The sequence below is a fragment of the Rhodococcus sp. NPDC079359 genome (genome assembly GCF_040702585.1).
Classification (GTDB): Bacteria; Actinomycetota; Actinomycetes; order Mycobacteriales; family Mycobacteriaceae; genus Rhodococcoides.
On sequence record NZ_JBFBLH010000003.1, the window covers coordinates 117,330 to 132,422 of the forward strand.

Genomic DNA, 15,093 nt, shown 5'->3' on the forward strand with positions numbered 1-15,093 from the left:
TGCAGGTCAAGGGTGAGTGCGGCGGCCACGAAGGGACCACGGCACGCGAATCGACTGCCCGTAGCTCGAAAGGCTAGAGACAGATTCCTTGGCCGGGACAACACAGTTCCCGAGGAAGCGGCAAGCGAGAACCGAGGGACGCGGTCACATAGGTGACCCGCATCGCGGTGGTCTCACTGGCGGACATGAGTCCAAAATTAGCACCCTCGCGTCCGATGTCCAATCGGGCGTCGGAAAGCACGGTGTACGCCGGGCATAGAATTTCGCCATGACCTCGTCCGAACACATTTCCCCCGATGCCCGAATCGCCGTCGTCACCGGAGCGAGCTCCGGCATCGGCGCGGCCACCGCCCGCCAACTCGCCGCCGACGGATTCCACGTCGTGATCGGAGCCCGCCGCCTCGACCGGCTGGAGGAGTTGGCGTCGGAGATCGGTGGTACTGCCCTGGAACTCGATGTGACGGACGAGGATTCGGTCGCCGCCTTCACCGCCGTCATTCCCCGCGTCGACGTGCTGATCAACAATGCCGGTGGCGCGAAGGGCTTGGCCCCGGTGATCGACGCCGACCTAGACGATTGGCGCTGGATGTGGGAGACCAACGTCCTCGGTACATTGCGGGTGACGAAGTCGTTGCTGCCCAAGCTGATCGACTCCGGTGACGGCCTGATCGTCACCATCACATCCGTCGCGGCGTTCGAGGCCTACGACAACGGTTCGGGCTACACCTCGGCCAAACACGCTCAGGCCGTGCTGCACCGGACGCTGCGCGGCGAACTGCTGGGCCAGCCGGTGCGGTTGACCGAGGTTGCCCCGGGTGCCGTGGAAACCGAGTTCTCGCTCGTCCGGTTCGACGGCGACGCCGACAAGGCCGATGCGGTCTACCAGGGCATCACACCACTGGTGGCGAGCGACATCGCTGAGGTCATCGGCTTCGTGGCCTCGCGCCCCTCGCACGTCAACCTGGACCAGATCATCATCAAGCCACGTGATCAGGCCGGTCCGGGGCGCTTCTCCCGCACGTAGCGGCTTCGCCGCACGTGAGCGGAAACTCGACCCCTGCTACGAGTTTCCGCTCACCTGCGCGCAGCGCTCACACCGCACTCATCGACTCCCACGTCGGCCAGTCGATGGCCCAGTCGTACAGGTCACCGTCGGCTGCCGAGAGGTCGATTCGAGTTCCGGTGACCTCGACGGGGTCGCCGTACATCGCCGTCTGGAAGTACTCCTGCGCATCGGCGTCGGAGAGGTTGATGCACCCGTTGGTGACGTTCGACGCGCCCTGCACTCCGGTGGTCAGCGGATTGGCGTGGATGAATTCGCCGTTGTTGGAGATGCGCACCGCCCAGCGTTCGCGAACGTTCTCGTAGAACGGCGGGTTGGACATCAGGAAGTCCTCGTGCTTCTCGGTGACGACGTGGATGCCGCTGCGGGTGACGTTGCGGTCCTCGTTGCCCTCGCCGTAGCTGACGGGGATGTCCATGATCGTCTGGCCGTCACGCACCACCTGCATGCGGTGGCTGGTCGCGTCGGCGACGACCACCTGGCTGCGTCCGATGCTGAAGTTCAGGGTGACGTCGTCGGCACCGTACGCGCCGTCGCCGTAGCTCACGCCGTAGAGCTTGGCGTCCACCGAGACCGTCGTGCCGGGAGCCCAGTAGTCGGTGGGACGCCAGTGCACGCGCGAGCCGTTGTCGTCCGGGAACCAGGCCCACGCGCCGGGCGTCGGCGGGTTGGTGGTCACCGTCAATGCCTTCTCGACGGCGGCCTTGTCCGCGATGGCCGAGTCGAACTGCAGGATGATCGGCGCGGCGATGCCGACTTCCTGGCCGTCGCCGATGTTGGTGCTCACCGAGGTTCGACTGTCGGGTTCGACGGTGGTGAAGGCCCCGGTGATGTCGACGGTCTTGTTGTCGCTGCCGAGGGCGGTGCCCGACCACGTGTACTGCACGCCGTAGCCGAGGGGCTCGGTGACGGCATACGAGGTCTTGTCGGGTGAGAGCGCCCCCTGGACGACCTTGCCGTCGGGGTTGGTCAAGGCGACCTGGGTGAGCGTTCCGTCGGCGACCGAGACCGAGATCGGCGCGACGGGACTGACGTCGACGGCACCTGCGACCGGGTTCTCGGTGACCTGGGCGACGGGAGCTGCCTCGGTGGTCGGGGCCGCGGCACCCGAGCTGCCATCGCCCGATCCGACGGTGCAGCCTGCCACGAGTGCCACCAAGGCGACGAGCACGGCGATCAACCACACCGTGCGCGTCCGTTTTGTCTGTTCTACCTGCTCATGCACGTTGTCCAACGTACCTGCGTCTGCGAACTACCCCGATTTTTGGGGGCAGTCTCACAGGTGCAGGAGTGGAGCCTGCGGAATGACTCAGAGTTTGCGCGTGCGCAGTTCGTGGCCTTTCGAGGTGAGGCAGCGGCCGGTCTCGAGGTTCCAATCCCATCCGTGCAGGTTGCAGGTGAGCTTCTTTCCCTCGACGATGCCGAACTTCGTCAGGTCCGCTTTCAGGTGTGGGCAGCGGCGTTGGATCTCGTAGCCGCCCATCGTGATCGTGGCGGTGTCGTCGTGCGCCTCGGAGAACCAACCGTCTGCGTAGGCGATGCGTTCGTCGGTGAGGCACTTGAAGAACGTGTAGAGAAATTCGTTGTAGCCGCCGACGCGTCGGGCCCGGAAGCGGGTGGACAGGAAGATCGAGTTGACCCAGTCCGGCTCCTGGTCGCGTATGGCGGTGCGTACCAGCTCCGGCGGGATGGTGAAGCTGTAGCGGAACTTCTCATCCGAAATCGGTTCGCGCACAATTCGTTTCGGAAAGTCGAGTACGACGGTTTCGTCACCCATCGTGATTCCGACGGGGTAGCCGATGCCGTCGCAGATCAGATCGGTCTGGGCCATGATCGGCTCGAACAGGCCTCGCATCGGCTCGAGCAGGGGCTCGCCCTCGGCCGGAGCCCAGGCTGCCTTCTCGGCAGCGATGACCGACGCCTGACGCTGGGCGTAGGCCTCGATGTAGTCGGCCTTGCCGGTGGTGAAGATGGCCTCGGCCTCGGCCGTCGGGATCGGGTGCTCGTGCGACTTCAGGTCCGAGCCCTCGAACGTCGCCGTCGTTCCGGGCATCATCAGCAGGCCCTTGTCGTGCCCGTGCAGACGCATCTGCTCGAGGAACACCATCTGGTCCGGGAACACGTTGGCCGGGTCGCCGTAGACGTCGTTGAGCGAACGCAGCTCGTCGTCGAGGAAACACGGCGGGCCTGCGGACGGAATCACCCACGTCGAGCCGACCTGCTCGATGTACTGGCGCGCCCGATCCATCTGACGCTGACGCTTCTGGATGCCGAAGTTCTTCTTCGCGCGCGAGACCATGTCGTAGACCATCGGGTACCAGATCGCGCCCGAGTACTGCAGCATGTGCACGTCCACGGGACCGAAGTTCTCGGTCATCACGTCCAGGTCCACCGGCCTCGCGTCGTTCATGTTGAACGCGACGGTCTTGCCGTCCGAGACGACCAGACCCGAGTCACCGATGGGACCGTCGGCGGGCGCACGCAGCGCGATGATCATGATGTCGAGATCGCCCTTGGGCCCGGAGATCGTGTGCTTGACCGAGTCCGTCGTCTCGTAGAACTTGTGGAACCCGAGCTTCTCGAGCTCGTGCTTGAGATCGAGCACCGGATAGTCCGGCAGCAGAACCGTCGCATCCTTGTTGACGTGTTCGGCCAGGTTCTTCGGGTCGAAATGGTCCTTGTGCAGGTGCGAGACGTAGAGGTAATCGCAATCACCCAGAGCGTCCCAGTCCAGGCCCGAGTTGTCGGGAAACGGGAACCACGACGCATAGAACGACGGGTTCACCCACGGGTCGCACAGGATGCTTCCGGCGTCGGTCCGAATATGGAATCCCGCATGTCCCACGCTGGTGACCTGCACTGATTTACCTCCTACGAGCTTTCACTTGCAAAGCTCCATCGTATGCGCCGTTTCGACCTGCCCTAACCGAGCGCGCAGTTGACGAGGTCACACTCGGGCGTGAGCGTGACGCCGAACTTCTCCTGCACGCCGTCTCGCACGTGCGCAGCCAGCGCCATGATGTCCGACGCGGTGGCCCCACCCCTGTTGGTGACGGCCAGCACGTGCTTGGACGACAACGCCGCAGTGCCGCGCCCGAATTCGGTGCCGTAACCGCGCGGAAAGCCCGCGTTCTGGATCAGCCATGCGGCCGGAATCTTGGTTCCCGCGGGGTCGGGGAAGCTGGGCGCGTGCGCTGCGGCCTCGGGCACCTCGGGCAGTACCGGGTTGAGGAAGAACGATCCGACGCTCCACGTGTCGTGATCGCTCGCGTCGAGCACCATCCCCCGCTCGCCGCGCAGAGCCAGCACGGCCGCGCGCACGTCCGGCACCGGTACGACGTCACCGATCTGCACGTCGAGTCGCTCCGACAACGCCGCGTAGCGCACCGGAAGCGACTCGGTCGTCTTCTTCAGCGCGAACGTCACATCCAAGATCACGTACCGCGAGGACCGCTTGAACACCGACGATCGATGCGTTCCGAATCCGCACTGCTCCGGCGTCCACACCGAAGTCTCCTGGGTCTGTCGGTCGTAGACGGTGAGAGCGTGCAGCAACTCCGACGTCGACGCGCCGTACGCGCCCACGTTCTGGATGGGCGTCGCACCGGTGGTTCCTGGAATGCCCGACAGCGCCTCCATGCCGGACAGTCCCGCATCGATCGTCGCCTGCACGACGGCATCCCACTCGACGCCCGCGTCGACCGTGACGATCTCGCCGTCGATCTCCAGCCGCGAACCGGTCACCCGAATCACCCGGCCATCGAACCCCTCGTCGCCGACGACCAGATTGGATCCACCGCCGACGACCAGCACATCGGTCCCCGCGCGATCCGCGTCGCGCACGAGGGAGACCAACTCGTCGCCGGTCGTCGCGACGCAGAATTCACGGGCCGGGCCGCCCACCCGAATGGTGGTGAGCTCCGAAATTGCAGTAGGCACGGACTCTCACGCTACCGGTCGCGCACAAGCGTCGGACCCACCCGGTAACCTGCGGGGATGCCTCGCCCCATTGAGCACAGCTCGACTGTGCCCGCCTCCGCCGACAAGGTCCACGCCGCACTGACGTCCGAGCAGTACTGGAAGGACCGCATCGAGCAGATCGGCGGCCCCAGCGCCAGCGTGAAGAGCATCACCGTCGGCGACGGCACCATCGACGTCGTCATGACCCAGGCCGTCCCCGAAGAGGAGTTGCCGGCCGCGGTGACTGCGTTCAAGAAGGGCGACCTCATCATCGAACGCACCGAGAGCTGGGGACCGTTCGACGGTACCCACGCCGCCGGCACCTTCGGAGCGACCGTCGAAGGCGCACCGGCCCGCATCACCGGCACCACCACGCTCGACGCCACCGGCGAGGCGACGACCATCGCGCTGGCCGGCACCACCGAGGTCAAGGTCCCGATCTTCGGCGGCAAGATCGAAGCGATGATCAGCGAGCAGGTGCTCTCGCTCATCGACAACGAGCAGGACTTCACCGGTAACTGGATCGCCGCGCAGGGCAACGGCTAGCCTGGCGCACTATGGCTCGCCGAATGAACTACTCCGCCCGGTTCACCCACTCGACGCAGCAGGTCTATGCAGCGCTCTCCAGTCGCGATCACTGGGATGCGCGCATCGAGGAGATGCGTAAGTACTCGGAGAACGAGCTGAAGAGCTTCGAGGTGTCCGACGCCGGAATCGACATCGTGATGCACCACGTCATCCCGCGCACCGAATTGCCCGACATCGCGCAGACGGTGATGAAGAAAGACATGGTCATCACCCGCAACGTGCACTTCGACGCCTACGAGGAAGTCACCGCGGGCCACTACGACGCGTCGATTCCGGCCGGACCCGGCTCGCTGAAGGGCACCACCTCGCTCTTCCCCACCAACGGCGGTTCGACGCTGCGCACCTCCTCCGAGGCCAAGGTCTTCCTACCGTTCATCGGTGGCAAGCTCGAGCAGCTCATGCTCGTCAACCTCATCGACCTGTGGCGCGGTGAAGGCGAAGTAACCGCCGACTGGCTCGAAAAGAACGCCTAGCCCTGAGCAAGCCGAACAGGGGTCGTTCCGCAGGCTCCACTCCCCATCTGGGTCGTTCCGCAGGCTCCACTCCTGCCCCCGAAGGCGCCATCACCCGCGGCACCACCGGCATCAATCGGCTGCGTCGTAGCGACCGGTGGCTGATGCACAGTCCCGATGTTCGACGCGTTCTGCAGGGCTCGCCCGATCCCCTCGTCGTCGACCTCGGGTACGGGGCGATGCCGAACACGACCCTCGAGCTGGCCGGGCGGCTGCGCACCGTCCGGCCCGATCTTCGAGTCACCGGTCTGGAGATCGACCCCGCACGCGTCGTTCCGGGGAGTGACGGCGTCGAGTTCGCCCGCGGCGGTTTCGAGCTGGCGGGATTGCGCCCCAACCTGGTCCGGGCGTTCAACGTACTGCGGCAGTATCCCGAGGACGCGGTACCTGCTGCCTGGCAACGCATTCTGTCGGGCCTGGCACCGGGCGGCCTGCTGATGGACGGCACCTGCGACGAGCTCGGTCGACGTTGCGCCTGGGTGTTGCTCGACGCCGATGGGCCACGTTCACTGACGCTGGCATGGGATCCGTTCGACGTCGAGATGCCGTCGGACATCGCGGAGCGGCTACCGAAGGTGTTGATTCATCGCAACATCGAGGGTGAGCTCGTGCACGATCTGCTTCGACGGGCCGACAGAGCGTGGTCGGTGTCGGCACCGCTGGCACCGTTCGGGCCTCGAATTCGATGGCGCGCGGCCATGAAAGTGCTTGCCGACCAAGGCCTTCCGATCACACTCCCCCGCCGACGAATGCGAGACAACGTGCTCACGGTCCCGTGGTCCTCGGTCGCACCTGCACCGTGAATCGGGTGCAGCTGACCGCGCTGAGCGCGGTCGGTTGCACCCGATTTCGCGGCTAAGTGCAGGCGGACAGCGCCAGTTCGACGCGTTCGGCCACTCGATCGGTGCTGTTTCCGGCCTCGGTGTACAGCGTGTGCGGGTCGACGCGACCGATCGCGACGGCGTCGCACACCACCTCGTCGAGGGTGATCTGCGAGATGCCACCTGCGGCGAGGTCGAGCACCGTGCGCACCGGGGTGGTGAGGTTGAACGTGCCTGCCGATTCGACGTCCCGCGGCTCGAGCCGCAGACGATGAACCGCCAGCCTGGTGTCGGTCAGTCGTAGGTCGCCGAATGCGCAGACGTGCACGAATTGCGGGTGGAGGTGCCCGAATCCGTGTAGCTCGGCCGCGCTCTGGTGCGAGATCACGGCCTCGCCGCCGAACCAGGCGCACCACATGGCGAACACCTCGAGTTCGCTGTGGGGCCACTGGCCGAGTCGGAACAGGTTGCGCTCGACGCGAGTCCACGTGTTCGTGGCCAGATTGACGCGCACCATCGCAGGATCGAAGCCGAGCTCAGCGGCCTGCTCGGCAGTGAAATAGCCGTCCTGACGAGTGGCCAACGAGTGCAGCTCGTGCACGCTCGGTCCTGTCGTACTCATAACGCAAGAGTACGTCACAATGTGTTACAGGTCACAAACTTTGGTACCGGCTACACAGGTTCGGCGAGTTTCACAGAGCTTGCTCAGAATCATCGGGAAGACTGCCAGGAATGTCATCCACAGCCAGGCGCAGCACAGCACCGCTGATCGCAGTCTCCGTCGTTGTCGTCCTCCTCGTCGCCGTCATCGGTGGCGAGTTGTTCGTGCGTCAGCAGATCAAATCCTGCCTCGCCGGTCAGCTCGAATCCGAGCTCGGCAGCCAGGTCGAGGTCGGTCTCGGCTTGAAGCCGGTCCTGCTCTCACTGGTGGACAAGAAGGTCTCCTCGGTGACCGTCGACAGCAACGACGCGCGCTTCGGACCCGCCGAGGGCATGGTCGTCCAGGCCGAGGCACGTGACCTGAATCTGACGCAGACCGCCGACTCCGGCGGCACCATCGGCAGCTCGAGTGCGGACATCTCGTGGTCCACCGACGGCATCACCCGCACCCTGCAGAGCCAGGGCATCGGCGCGATCGTCTCCGGCGTCACCTCGGACGCATCGGCGGGCACCCTCGACTTCGCCGTCGGCGCTCTGGCGAATCTGACCGTCAAGCCGGAGGTCGTGGACGGCAGGGTCGACTTCCAGACCGTCGACGCGTCGATCCTGGGTCTCGGCATCCCCACCGATCTGGTCGACTCGGTCGTCGGCGTGCTGACCGACAGCCTGCAGGCCTACCCGTTGGACATGGCTCCGACGTCGCTGACCGTCACCGACAGCGGCATCGAGCTCACCCTCGAGGGCGGGCAGTACACGATTCCGGTGACCCAGCAGGATCAGAGCCAGCCGACTCCCGAGGGTTGCTCGCTCGTCGCATAACCCATGTGCGCGGAACCTCGTAGCCTGCTACGAGTTTCCGTGCACATGCGACGCAGTCGCTCTAGCCCAGACCGTCCAGTACCGCGCGTGTTCCCGACAGTCCCAATCGTGTTGCGCCCGCGTCGATCATGGCCAGGGCGGCGTCCGTGGTGCGGATGCCGCCGCTGGCCTTGACGCCCAGTCGTCCGCCGACGGTCTCTGCCATCAGTCGCACGGCCTCGACGCTCGCGCCGCCGGCCGGGTGGAATCCGGTGGACGTCTTGACGAAGTCGGCACCGGCTTTCTCGGCGGCGCGGCACACCTCGACGATCGCCTCGTCGGACAGTGCTGCCGATTCGATGATCACCTTCAGGACAGCGTTTCCGGCGATCCCTTCACGGACGGTGACGATGTCGGCCAGCACCGCGTTGTAGTCCCCCGCGATGGCCGCGCCGACGTCGATCACCATGTCGACCTCGTCGGCACCTTGCTGCACCGCGAGCCTGGCCTCGGATCCCTTGATCAACGAGTGATGCTTGCCCGACGGGAATCCCGCGACGACGGCGGTGAGCATTCCTTCGGCGCGAATCGGCAGCATCGAGGGCGATACGCACACCGCGAGCACTCCGAGTTCGCGGCCTTCCTCGATGAGGGCGGCCACGTCGGCCTGGGTGGCTTCGGGCTTGAGCAGCGTGTGGTCGACCATTCCGGCGAGGGCGGCGCGGGTGAGTGTCATGCGGTCCAGCTTTTCACAGCTCTGCCATTCGTAACCCTGTCGGTCTACGATTTTCGGTCATGACCGCAGCGTCGCTCGCCGCCACCTTCAACGCCACCAGCAGGGAGTTCGACGGCCTGACGCCGCAGGTGTGGGGCCCGGCCGGGCAGTCGCTCGCCTTCGCGCTCGAATTGGCCACCGGGGACGCGGTTCTCGACGTCTGTTCCGGCACCGGGGCGTCGGCGATTCCCGCGGCGGCGGCCGTGGGCCCCGACGGTCTCGTGCATGCCATCGATCTGGCCGACGACCTGTTGGAGGTGGGCCGGGTGAAAGCCACCGACCGTGCACTGCGCAACATCGACTTCGTCCTCGCCGACGCCACCGAGTGGGAGCCGCCGTCGACTGTTCCCGATGCCGGCTACGACGCGTTGGCCTGTTCGTACGGCATCTTCTTTCTGCCCGATCCCGAGGGGGATTTCGCTCGTCTGGTGTCTCTGGTTCGTCCGGGCGGTCGCGTCGGGGTGACGGTGTGGCGCAAGGGTGCGATCGAGGCGTTCGCGGGCACGTACTTCGAGGTGATCGGCGGGCATTCGCCGCCGAGCGAGCACGACGGGCCGCTCCCGCAGGACGGTTACGACAAGCACCCGATCCGGCGGATGGAGACGGCAGAGCTTCTGTCCGCATGGCTCACCGCGGCAGGCACCACCGATGTCGAGGTCGTGGAGCTGTCCAACCACGTTCCCGCGACGGAGTCGTTCGTGTGGGATCTCGTGCTGGGCAGCGCGATGCGGGGCGCGCTGACACCGTTCGACGAGGCGACCCGGACGCGGATCCGTGCCGAGTTCTCCGCGCTGCTGACCGAGCGTGGAATCGACTCGATCGATCTCGGGACACTGGTGGCAACCGGGGTGCGGACGCCCTGAGACAATCGGCGCTATGAGTTCTTCCGTATCCGAGGATCGCCGTTACGTTCTGTCGCTCGGTTGCCCCGACAAGACGGGCATCGTCGCCCGCATCTCGACCTTCCTCGCCGAGGTCGGTGGATGGATCGTCGAGGCCGCCTATCACGCCGATCCCGACACCGGGTGGTTCTTCACCCGGCAGGCCGTACGCGCGTCGTCAGTGGACATGAGCATCGAGGAGCTGCGCACACGTTTCGCCGCGGTGGCCGCCGAACTCGGCCCGGAAACCGAATGGACACTTCATGATTCGGGCGAGCCCAAGCGCGTGGTCCTGCTCGTCAGCAAGGAAGCACACTGCTTGCACGACCTCCTCGGCCGCGCCGCGGGCGGCGAGCTGCCCGCTCAGATCTCCGCGGTGATCGGCAACCACAAGTCACTCGAGCCGATCGCCGCCGCACACGGCACACCGTTCCATCACGTCGAGTTCGCGAAGGATCCGGCCGAGCGCGGTCCTGCCTTCGAAGAGGTGCGGTCGCTGGTCGATTCCTACGACCCGCACGCGGTGGTGCTGGCACGGTTCATGCAGGTTCTCCCCGAGTCACTGTGCGCGCACTGGGCTGGCCGCGCCATTAACATCCATCACAGCTTCCTGCCGTCGTTCGTCGGCGCTCGTCCGTACCACCAGGCATTCGCGCGGGGTGTGAAACTGATCGGTGCGACGTGCCACTACGTGACGGCCGAGCTCGACGCGGGTCCGATCATCGAGCAGGACGTCATCCGCGTCGATCATTCCGACGAGGTGGTCGACATGGTGCGTCAGGGTCGCGACATCGAGAAGCTTGTGCTTTCCCGCGGTCTGCGGTGGCACCTGGAGGATCGTGTCCTGGTGCACGGCCGCAAGACCGTGGTGTTCAGCTGAAATCTAGAGATTCCGGAGCCGAACCACTTCGGTGTTGAATTCGTCGATCGCCTCGACGGAGCTCATGTGTCCGATGCCGGGGATGACGATCAGTCTGCTCAGGTGATCGTGATCGTCCAGGGCGCGGGCGAGTTTGCGGGCGTGCACCGGTGGGGTCAAGCGGTCGGCAGATCCGACGAGCACGCTGGTGGGGACGGACATGTTCGCCAGGGCCTCGCGGATGTCGAGGTCGGTGAGCGCTGCACCCCAGATACCGCGGGTGCGCGGGGCGCATTCGAGGACGATCTTCTCGCAGAACGCCACCTCGGCGGGTGTCGCTCCGGGTGCCATCGAGATGTACTTGATGGCTTGGCGCACCACCGGTGACGGCCGCAACGGAAGTGCCGAGCCGAGTACTGCGCGCCCTACCGGGGTAGGGACCCGTGGAAAGCGTTGCGGCAGCGGGATGACGGTGGTTTCGCGAATCAGGGAGTCGGTCGCGGTGCTGGCGAGGAGCACAGCGCTGACGAGTCGGTCGACCTGTTCGGGATAGTTGCCGGCCCAGGCCATGATCGACATGCCGCCCATGCTGTGACCCACCATGACGGCCTTGTTGTCCTCGGCCACCGTGGCGGAAAGGATCGCGGAGAGGTCGTCGGCCAGCACGTCGGGGCTCAGCGGTCGCGTCCCGACGTCGCTTCGACCGTGGCCGCGCTGGTCGTAGGTGACGACGCGGTAGCGGCCGGCAAGTGCATTGATCTGTGGGTACCAGTAGTCGGCCGAGCAGGTCCACCCGTGGCTGAAGACGATCGGTTCGGCATCGGCGTCCCCGTAGCTACGGACGTGCAGGTGCGCACCGTCGTCGGTGACCACCTCGGTGATGTGCGGTTCGAACGTGGGGCGCTCGAGCAACTCGTCGGGCTGCACGTCGGTCGTCTTGGTGAACGAGTGCAGGCGACGCCGCCGGACGACGAATGCACCGACAGAGGCCGCCGCGGCCGCGCTGCCCACTCCGAGCAGCGCGCGTTCGATTACCTTGCGTGAAACCACTGACATTCCCCTCTACCTGTATCCCCCCGAGCGGGTGCGGTAGAGGGTACGCCCACACAGGAGTTGGCGTCGATGCGACTTACCTACCAGCGGGGTCCGCGCTGGATGCTGTCGACCTTGGGACGGACGTCGACGAGGTACACGCACACGGCGACGACGCCGATGATACCCAGGAAGCCGATCACACCCGAGACGAGAATGAGCAGTAGACCGATGAACAGAATGGCCAGCCATTTGGTCTTCGTCAGCTTGTCCACTGCCGGAAAGGCGTCGGGGCGCTGGCGCAGTGCATGGAAGATCGCGAATCCTGCGCCCACCACTCCGAGGATCTGGAGAAAGGTCAGGATGTAGTAGCTGAAGCTGCCGGCGATGCTCACGTGCGCCAGTGTACGAGAAACGACCCCTGCGCCGCGCGGCGCAGGGGTCGTTTTCTTTACGAATGCTTTAGCGAGTGGTCTTCTTCGCCGGAGCCTTCTTGGCCGGAGCCGGGGCGGTCTTCTTGGCAGCCGGTGCCGGAGCCGTCTTCTTGGCCGGAGCCGGGGTCTTCTTGATCGGCGAGTTCGCGCTGCTGCGGGTCTTGGCCTCGACCTTGCCTGCCACGCCGCTCACCTTGTCGGAAGCCTCGACGGCCTTGTCCTTGGCCTCGTCGCCTGCTTCGTCGATGTTCTCGGCGAGCTCGTCGGCGGCCTCGGAGATCTCCTCGGCACCTTCACGAACCTTGTCCGACGCAATGCCGGCCAGAGCAGCGGCGCGCTCGCCGACTGCGCGGGTCTGCGAGGCGACGGTTCCGAGGGCCTGCTCGGTGAGGTCGACGACGTCGTTGGCTGCGGTGTTGGCGCGCTCGAGGCCCTCTTCGACGGCCGGGGTGCGGCGGATGCGCTCGACGGTCTCTTCGCCGCGCTCGGCGAGCGAGGTGTAGAGGTCGGAGGCGACCTTGAGGTATGCCTCGGCAACCTTGCGGAGCTCTTCGGGGGTGAAGCGCTCGCGCAGTTCGGCGATCTCGTCGGGAAGCTCTGCGGGCAGGTTCGCGAGCCGCTCGCGCAGGCTCTCGACGCCTTCGGTGACGTCCTCGGAGAGGTCGGCGATGCGGGCGTTGACCTCGCTGGTGCGGCTCTCGGCGCGCGAACGCACCTGAGCGACGACGTCCGCTACTGCCTGGACGACGGCGTCGCCTGCGCCGACGGCGGCGAAGATGGGGGTCTTGACGTTCTCGAAGTTCTTGGAATCAGACATCGGGTGTCTCCTGTTCGTCGGGTTCGGGCTCCTGCGTCGACTCGTTCTCACGACAGAACGAGTCGTAGATCTCGATCAGCACTTGCTTCTGCCGTTCGGTGATGTGCTCATCGCCGAGCAGAGCTTCGCGCACCGGACCGTGGGGACGCGCTTCCAAGATCCCGGCCCGGACGTACAGCACCTCCGAGGAGACGCGCAGACCCTTGGCTATCTGCGCTAGCACTTCTGCGGACGGGTTGCGCAGTCCGCGTTCGATCTGGCTCAGGTAGGGGTTGCTCACTCCGGCTCGGCTGGCGAGTTGCCGCATCGATACCTGCGCGGCTTCCCGTTGCGACCGGATGTAGCTTCCGATGTCCTGAGCTGCAGTCGTCACGACTGCGGCGACAAGATCCCCCGCCTCGGCGACGACCTGCGTCGCCTCGGTCGCCTTGGCGACCAGATCCCCCTCGTCATCGGCCATCTCGGCCTCCTGTTTTCGGTGTCCTACTGGACGGTACCGAAGGGTGCTAACTATTGCAAGCACTCTGCTAGCACTAGTGCCCGAAGATCAGATCCGAGATCGTGTAGATGGCCAGTCCGGCGATGGAACCGACGACGGTTCCGTTGATTCGAATGAACTGAAGATCGCGTCCGACCTGCAGTTCGATCTTCTTGCTCGCTTCCTCGGCGTCCCACCGAGCGACGGTGTCACCGATGATCGTGGTGATCTCGTCGGCGTAGTTCGCGGCGATGTAGCTCGCCCCACCGAGCAGCCAACCGTCCACTTTTCCGCGCAGTTCCTCGTCGTCGCGGAGCCGCACGCCGAGGTTGACGGTGTTCTCCTTGATCTTGGTGCGCAGCGTGCTCGTCGGATCGTCGACCGACTCGGTGATCAGCCGCTTGGCCACCTTCCACGTCGCTGCCGCGAGCCCGGTGATCTCCTCGCGCCCCATGATCTGCGCCTTGAGCTTCTCCGCCTTCTCGATGGTCGTCGGGTCGTGCTGCAGATCGTTGGCGTAGTCGACCAAGAATTTGTTGGCGGCCAGACGCACGTCGTGCTCGGGGTTGGACCTGATCTTCCAGGTGAACTCGACGAGTTCCTTGTAGACCTTCTCCCCCAGCAGAGTGTCGACGAACTTCGGCGACCAGTTCGGGGAATCTCGCGCCACGACGCGATCGATCATCTCCTGGCTGCCGAGAGCCCATTGGTGGGCGCGCTCGGCGAGCATGTCGATCAACGGCAGCTGACGGTTCTCGCGGAGCAACTCGTCGAGGATCCGGCCGATGGGCGGGCCCCACTGAGGATCGGCGAGACGCCGCACGATGGTGCTGTCGATGACGGCGGTGATGTCCTCGTCGTTGAGCACGTCGACGACGCCGTGCAACACGGTCGCCGCCTCGGCCGCGACGCGTTCGGCGTTGTCGGGCTGAGCGAGCCAGGTACCCAGCCGCAACGGAACCTGCGCCGACGCGACCTTCTCGGACACCACCTCGGGCGCGAGGAAGTTGCTGCCGACGAACGAGCTCAGGCTGGCACCGAGCTGATCTTTCTTCTTCTTGATCAGAGCCGTGTGCGGGATCGGAATACCGAGCGGATGCTTGAACAACGCCGTCACCGCGAACCAGTCCGCGAGCGCGCCGACCATGCCCGCCTCCGACGCCGCACGCACGTATCCGACCCATGCACCGGCACCCGTCGACTCCTGCCACCGGCAGAAGAGGTAGACGATCGATGCGAAGACGAGAAAGCCCGTCGCCACTGTTTTCATCTTGCGGAGGTCGCGACGTTTGGTCTCGTCGTCGAAGTTCATGAGCTGCACAACCGACATTGTGCCCAGAATCTCGGCAGACCAACCGGACGCAGCCTGCAATGGTGTCGGACAAGGCGCATAGGGTGGGGTTGTGGCGAGAAAT

At 65.5% G+C, this 15,093-nt stretch carries 17 protein-coding genes; 7 read left to right on the plus strand and 10 right to left on the minus strand.

The window, feature by feature from the left end; genetic code table 11:
• Positions 1-268 precede the first annotated feature (268 nt).
• Positions 269-1,024, plus strand: a complete 756-nt coding sequence (locus AB0362_RS08740; protein ID WP_366235464.1) for an SDR family oxidoreductase — start codon at positions 269-271, stop codon at positions 1,022-1,024.
• Positions 1,025-1,091: 67 nt separating this feature from the next.
• Here AB0362_RS08740 and AB0362_RS08745 read toward each other — a convergent pair whose 3' ends face one another.
• The 3 genes from AB0362_RS08745 to AB0362_RS08755 form a co-directional block, all read right to left on the minus strand.
• Positions 1,092-2,288, minus strand: coding sequence for an Ig-like domain-containing protein (locus AB0362_RS08745; RefSeq protein WP_366235465.1), 1,197 nt, complete (start codon positions 2,286-2,288; stop codon positions 1,092-1,094).
• Between the two features lie 84 nt (positions 2,289-2,372).
• Positions 2,373-3,923: an MBL fold metallo-hydrolase gene (locus AB0362_RS08750; RefSeq protein ID WP_317533404.1), complete on the minus strand. Its 1,551-nt coding sequence runs from the start codon at positions 3,921-3,923 to the stop codon at positions 2,373-2,375.
• 62 nt (positions 3,924-3,985) lie between these two features.
• Positions 3,986-5,002 (minus strand): UDP-N-acetylmuramate dehydrogenase, encoded by a 1,017-nt coding sequence (locus AB0362_RS08755; protein WP_317533403.1) that lies wholly within the window; start codon positions 5,000-5,002, stop codon positions 3,986-3,988.
• A gap of 57 nt (positions 5,003-5,059) precedes the next feature.
• Here AB0362_RS08755 and AB0362_RS08760 point away from each other — a divergent pair, with 57 nt between their 5' ends.
• From AB0362_RS08760 to AB0362_RS08770, 3 genes are all read left to right on the plus strand, one after another.
• A complete protein-coding gene (locus AB0362_RS08760) occupies positions 5,060-5,569 on the plus strand; it encodes a DUF2505 domain-containing protein (protein WP_317533402.1) in 510 nt (169 codons plus the stop codon).
• Positions 5,570-5,580: 11 nt separating this feature from the next.
• Positions 5,581-6,084 (plus strand): DUF2505 domain-containing protein, encoded by a 504-nt coding sequence (locus AB0362_RS08765; protein ID WP_032380350.1) that lies wholly within the window; start codon positions 5,581-5,583, stop codon positions 6,082-6,084.
• 143 nt (positions 6,085-6,227) lie between these two features.
• Entirely contained in the window at positions 6,228-6,926 is a 699-nt protein-coding gene (locus AB0362_RS08770; RefSeq protein ID WP_317533401.1) for a class I SAM-dependent methyltransferase, read from the plus strand.
• 52 nt (positions 6,927-6,978) lie between these two features.
• Here AB0362_RS08770 and AB0362_RS08775 read toward each other — a convergent pair whose 3' ends face one another.
• Positions 6,979-7,566 carry a hypothetical protein gene (locus AB0362_RS08775; protein WP_317533400.1) on the minus strand — a complete coding sequence of 196 codons (588 nt, stop codon included), beginning with the start codon at positions 7,564-7,566 and terminating at the stop codon, positions 6,979-6,981.
• A 110-nt stretch (positions 7,567-7,676) separates the two neighbouring features.
• Between AB0362_RS08775 and AB0362_RS08780 the strand changes: the two genes are divergently transcribed.
• Positions 7,677-8,423 (plus strand): DUF2993 domain-containing protein, encoded by a 747-nt coding sequence (locus AB0362_RS08780; protein WP_317533399.1) that lies wholly within the window; start codon positions 7,677-7,679, stop codon positions 8,421-8,423.
• A 61-nt stretch (positions 8,424-8,484) separates the two neighbouring features.
• Here the strand turns inward: AB0362_RS08780 and deoC are convergent, their stop codons facing one another.
• Positions 8,485-9,147: a deoxyribose-phosphate aldolase gene (gene deoC, locus AB0362_RS08785; RefSeq protein ID WP_317533449.1), complete on the minus strand. Its 663-nt coding sequence runs from the start codon at positions 9,145-9,147 to the stop codon at positions 8,485-8,487.
• A gap of 50 nt (positions 9,148-9,197) precedes the next feature.
• Here deoC and AB0362_RS08790 point away from each other — a divergent pair, with 50 nt between their 5' ends.
• Together AB0362_RS08790 and purU are read left to right on the plus strand one after the other, a co-directional pair.
• A complete protein-coding gene (locus AB0362_RS08790) occupies positions 9,198-10,040 on the plus strand; it encodes a class I SAM-dependent methyltransferase (protein WP_317533398.1) in 843 nt (280 codons plus the stop codon).
• 13 nt (positions 10,041-10,053) lie between these two features.
• A complete protein-coding gene (purU, locus tag AB0362_RS08795) occupies positions 10,054-10,938 on the plus strand; it encodes a formyltetrahydrofolate deformylase (RefSeq protein ID WP_094641049.1) in 885 nt (294 codons plus the stop codon).
• Between the two features lie 3 nt (positions 10,939-10,941).
• On the opposite strand, the gene AB0362_RS08800 is transcribed toward purU, so the two are convergent.
• The 5 genes from AB0362_RS08800 to AB0362_RS08820 form a co-directional block, all read right to left on the minus strand.
• Positions 10,942-11,973 carry an alpha/beta hydrolase gene (locus AB0362_RS08800; RefSeq protein ID WP_188078707.1) on the minus strand — a complete coding sequence of 344 codons (1,032 nt, stop codon included), beginning with the start codon at positions 11,971-11,973 and terminating at the stop codon, positions 10,942-10,944.
• A gap of 77 nt (positions 11,974-12,050) precedes the next feature.
• Entirely contained in the window at positions 12,051-12,344 is a 294-nt protein-coding gene (locus tag AB0362_RS08805) for a DUF2516 family protein (protein ID WP_068046153.1), read from the minus strand.
• Positions 12,345-12,411: 67 nt separating this feature from the next.
• A complete protein-coding gene (locus AB0362_RS08810; protein WP_149406630.1) occupies positions 12,412-13,200 on the minus strand; it encodes a heparin-binding hemagglutinin in 789 nt (262 codons plus the stop codon).
• Positions 13,193-13,660, minus strand: coding sequence for a helix-turn-helix transcriptional regulator (locus AB0362_RS08815; protein ID WP_052047273.1), 468 nt, complete (start codon positions 13,658-13,660; stop codon positions 13,193-13,195). The genes AB0362_RS08810 and AB0362_RS08815 overlap by 8 nt, the downstream gene beginning before the upstream one ends.
• 73 nt (positions 13,661-13,733) lie before the next feature.
• Complete coding sequence (locus tag AB0362_RS08820; protein ID WP_188078706.1) at positions 13,734-15,008, minus strand: DUF445 family protein; 1,275 nt, start codon at positions 15,006-15,008, stop codon at positions 13,734-13,736.
• Positions 15,009-15,093 lie beyond the last annotated feature (85 nt).

Excerpts from the sequence above, each read along its gene's own strand:
- AB0362_RS08740 (WP_366235464.1), top strand. The coding sequence starts at position 269 with ATGACCTCGTCCGAACACATTTCCCCCGATGCCCGAATCGCCGTCGTC.
- AB0362_RS08760 (WP_317533402.1), top strand. The coding sequence starts at position 5,060 with ATGCCTCGCCCCATTGAGCACAGCTCGACTGTGCCCGCCTCCGCCGAC.
- AB0362_RS08765 (WP_032380350.1), top strand. The coding sequence starts at position 5,581 with ATGGCTCGCCGAATGAACTACTCCGCCCGGTTCACCCACTCGACGCAG.
- AB0362_RS08770 (WP_317533401.1), top strand. The coding sequence starts at position 6,228 with ATGCACAGTCCCGATGTTCGACGCGTTCTGCAGGGCTCGCCCGATCCC.
- AB0362_RS08775 (WP_317533400.1), bottom strand. The coding sequence starts at position 7,566 with ATGAGTACGACAGGACCGAGCGTGCACGAGCTGCACTCGTTGGCCACT.
- AB0362_RS08780 (WP_317533399.1), top strand. The coding sequence starts at position 7,677 with ATGTCATCCACAGCCAGGCGCAGCACAGCACCGCTGATCGCAGTCTCC.
- AB0362_RS08790 (WP_317533398.1), top strand. The coding sequence starts at position 9,198 with ATGACCGCAGCGTCGCTCGCCGCCACCTTCAACGCCACCAGCAGGGAG.
- purU (WP_094641049.1), top strand. The coding sequence starts at position 10,054 with ATGAGTTCTTCCGTATCCGAGGATCGCCGTTACGTTCTGTCGCTCGGT.
- AB0362_RS08800 (WP_188078707.1), bottom strand. The coding sequence starts at position 11,973 with ATGTCAGTGGTTTCACGCAAGGTAATCGAACGCGCGCTGCTCGGAGTG.
- AB0362_RS08810 (WP_149406630.1), bottom strand. The coding sequence starts at position 13,200 with ATGTCTGATTCCAAGAACTTCGAGAACGTCAAGACCCCCATCTTCGCC.
- AB0362_RS08815 (WP_052047273.1), bottom strand. The coding sequence starts at position 13,660 with ATGGCCGATGACGAGGGGGATCTGGTCGCCAAGGCGACCGAGGCGACG.
- AB0362_RS08820 (WP_188078706.1), bottom strand. The coding sequence starts at position 15,008 with ATGTCGGTTGTGCAGCTCATGAACTTCGACGACGAGACCAAACGTCGC.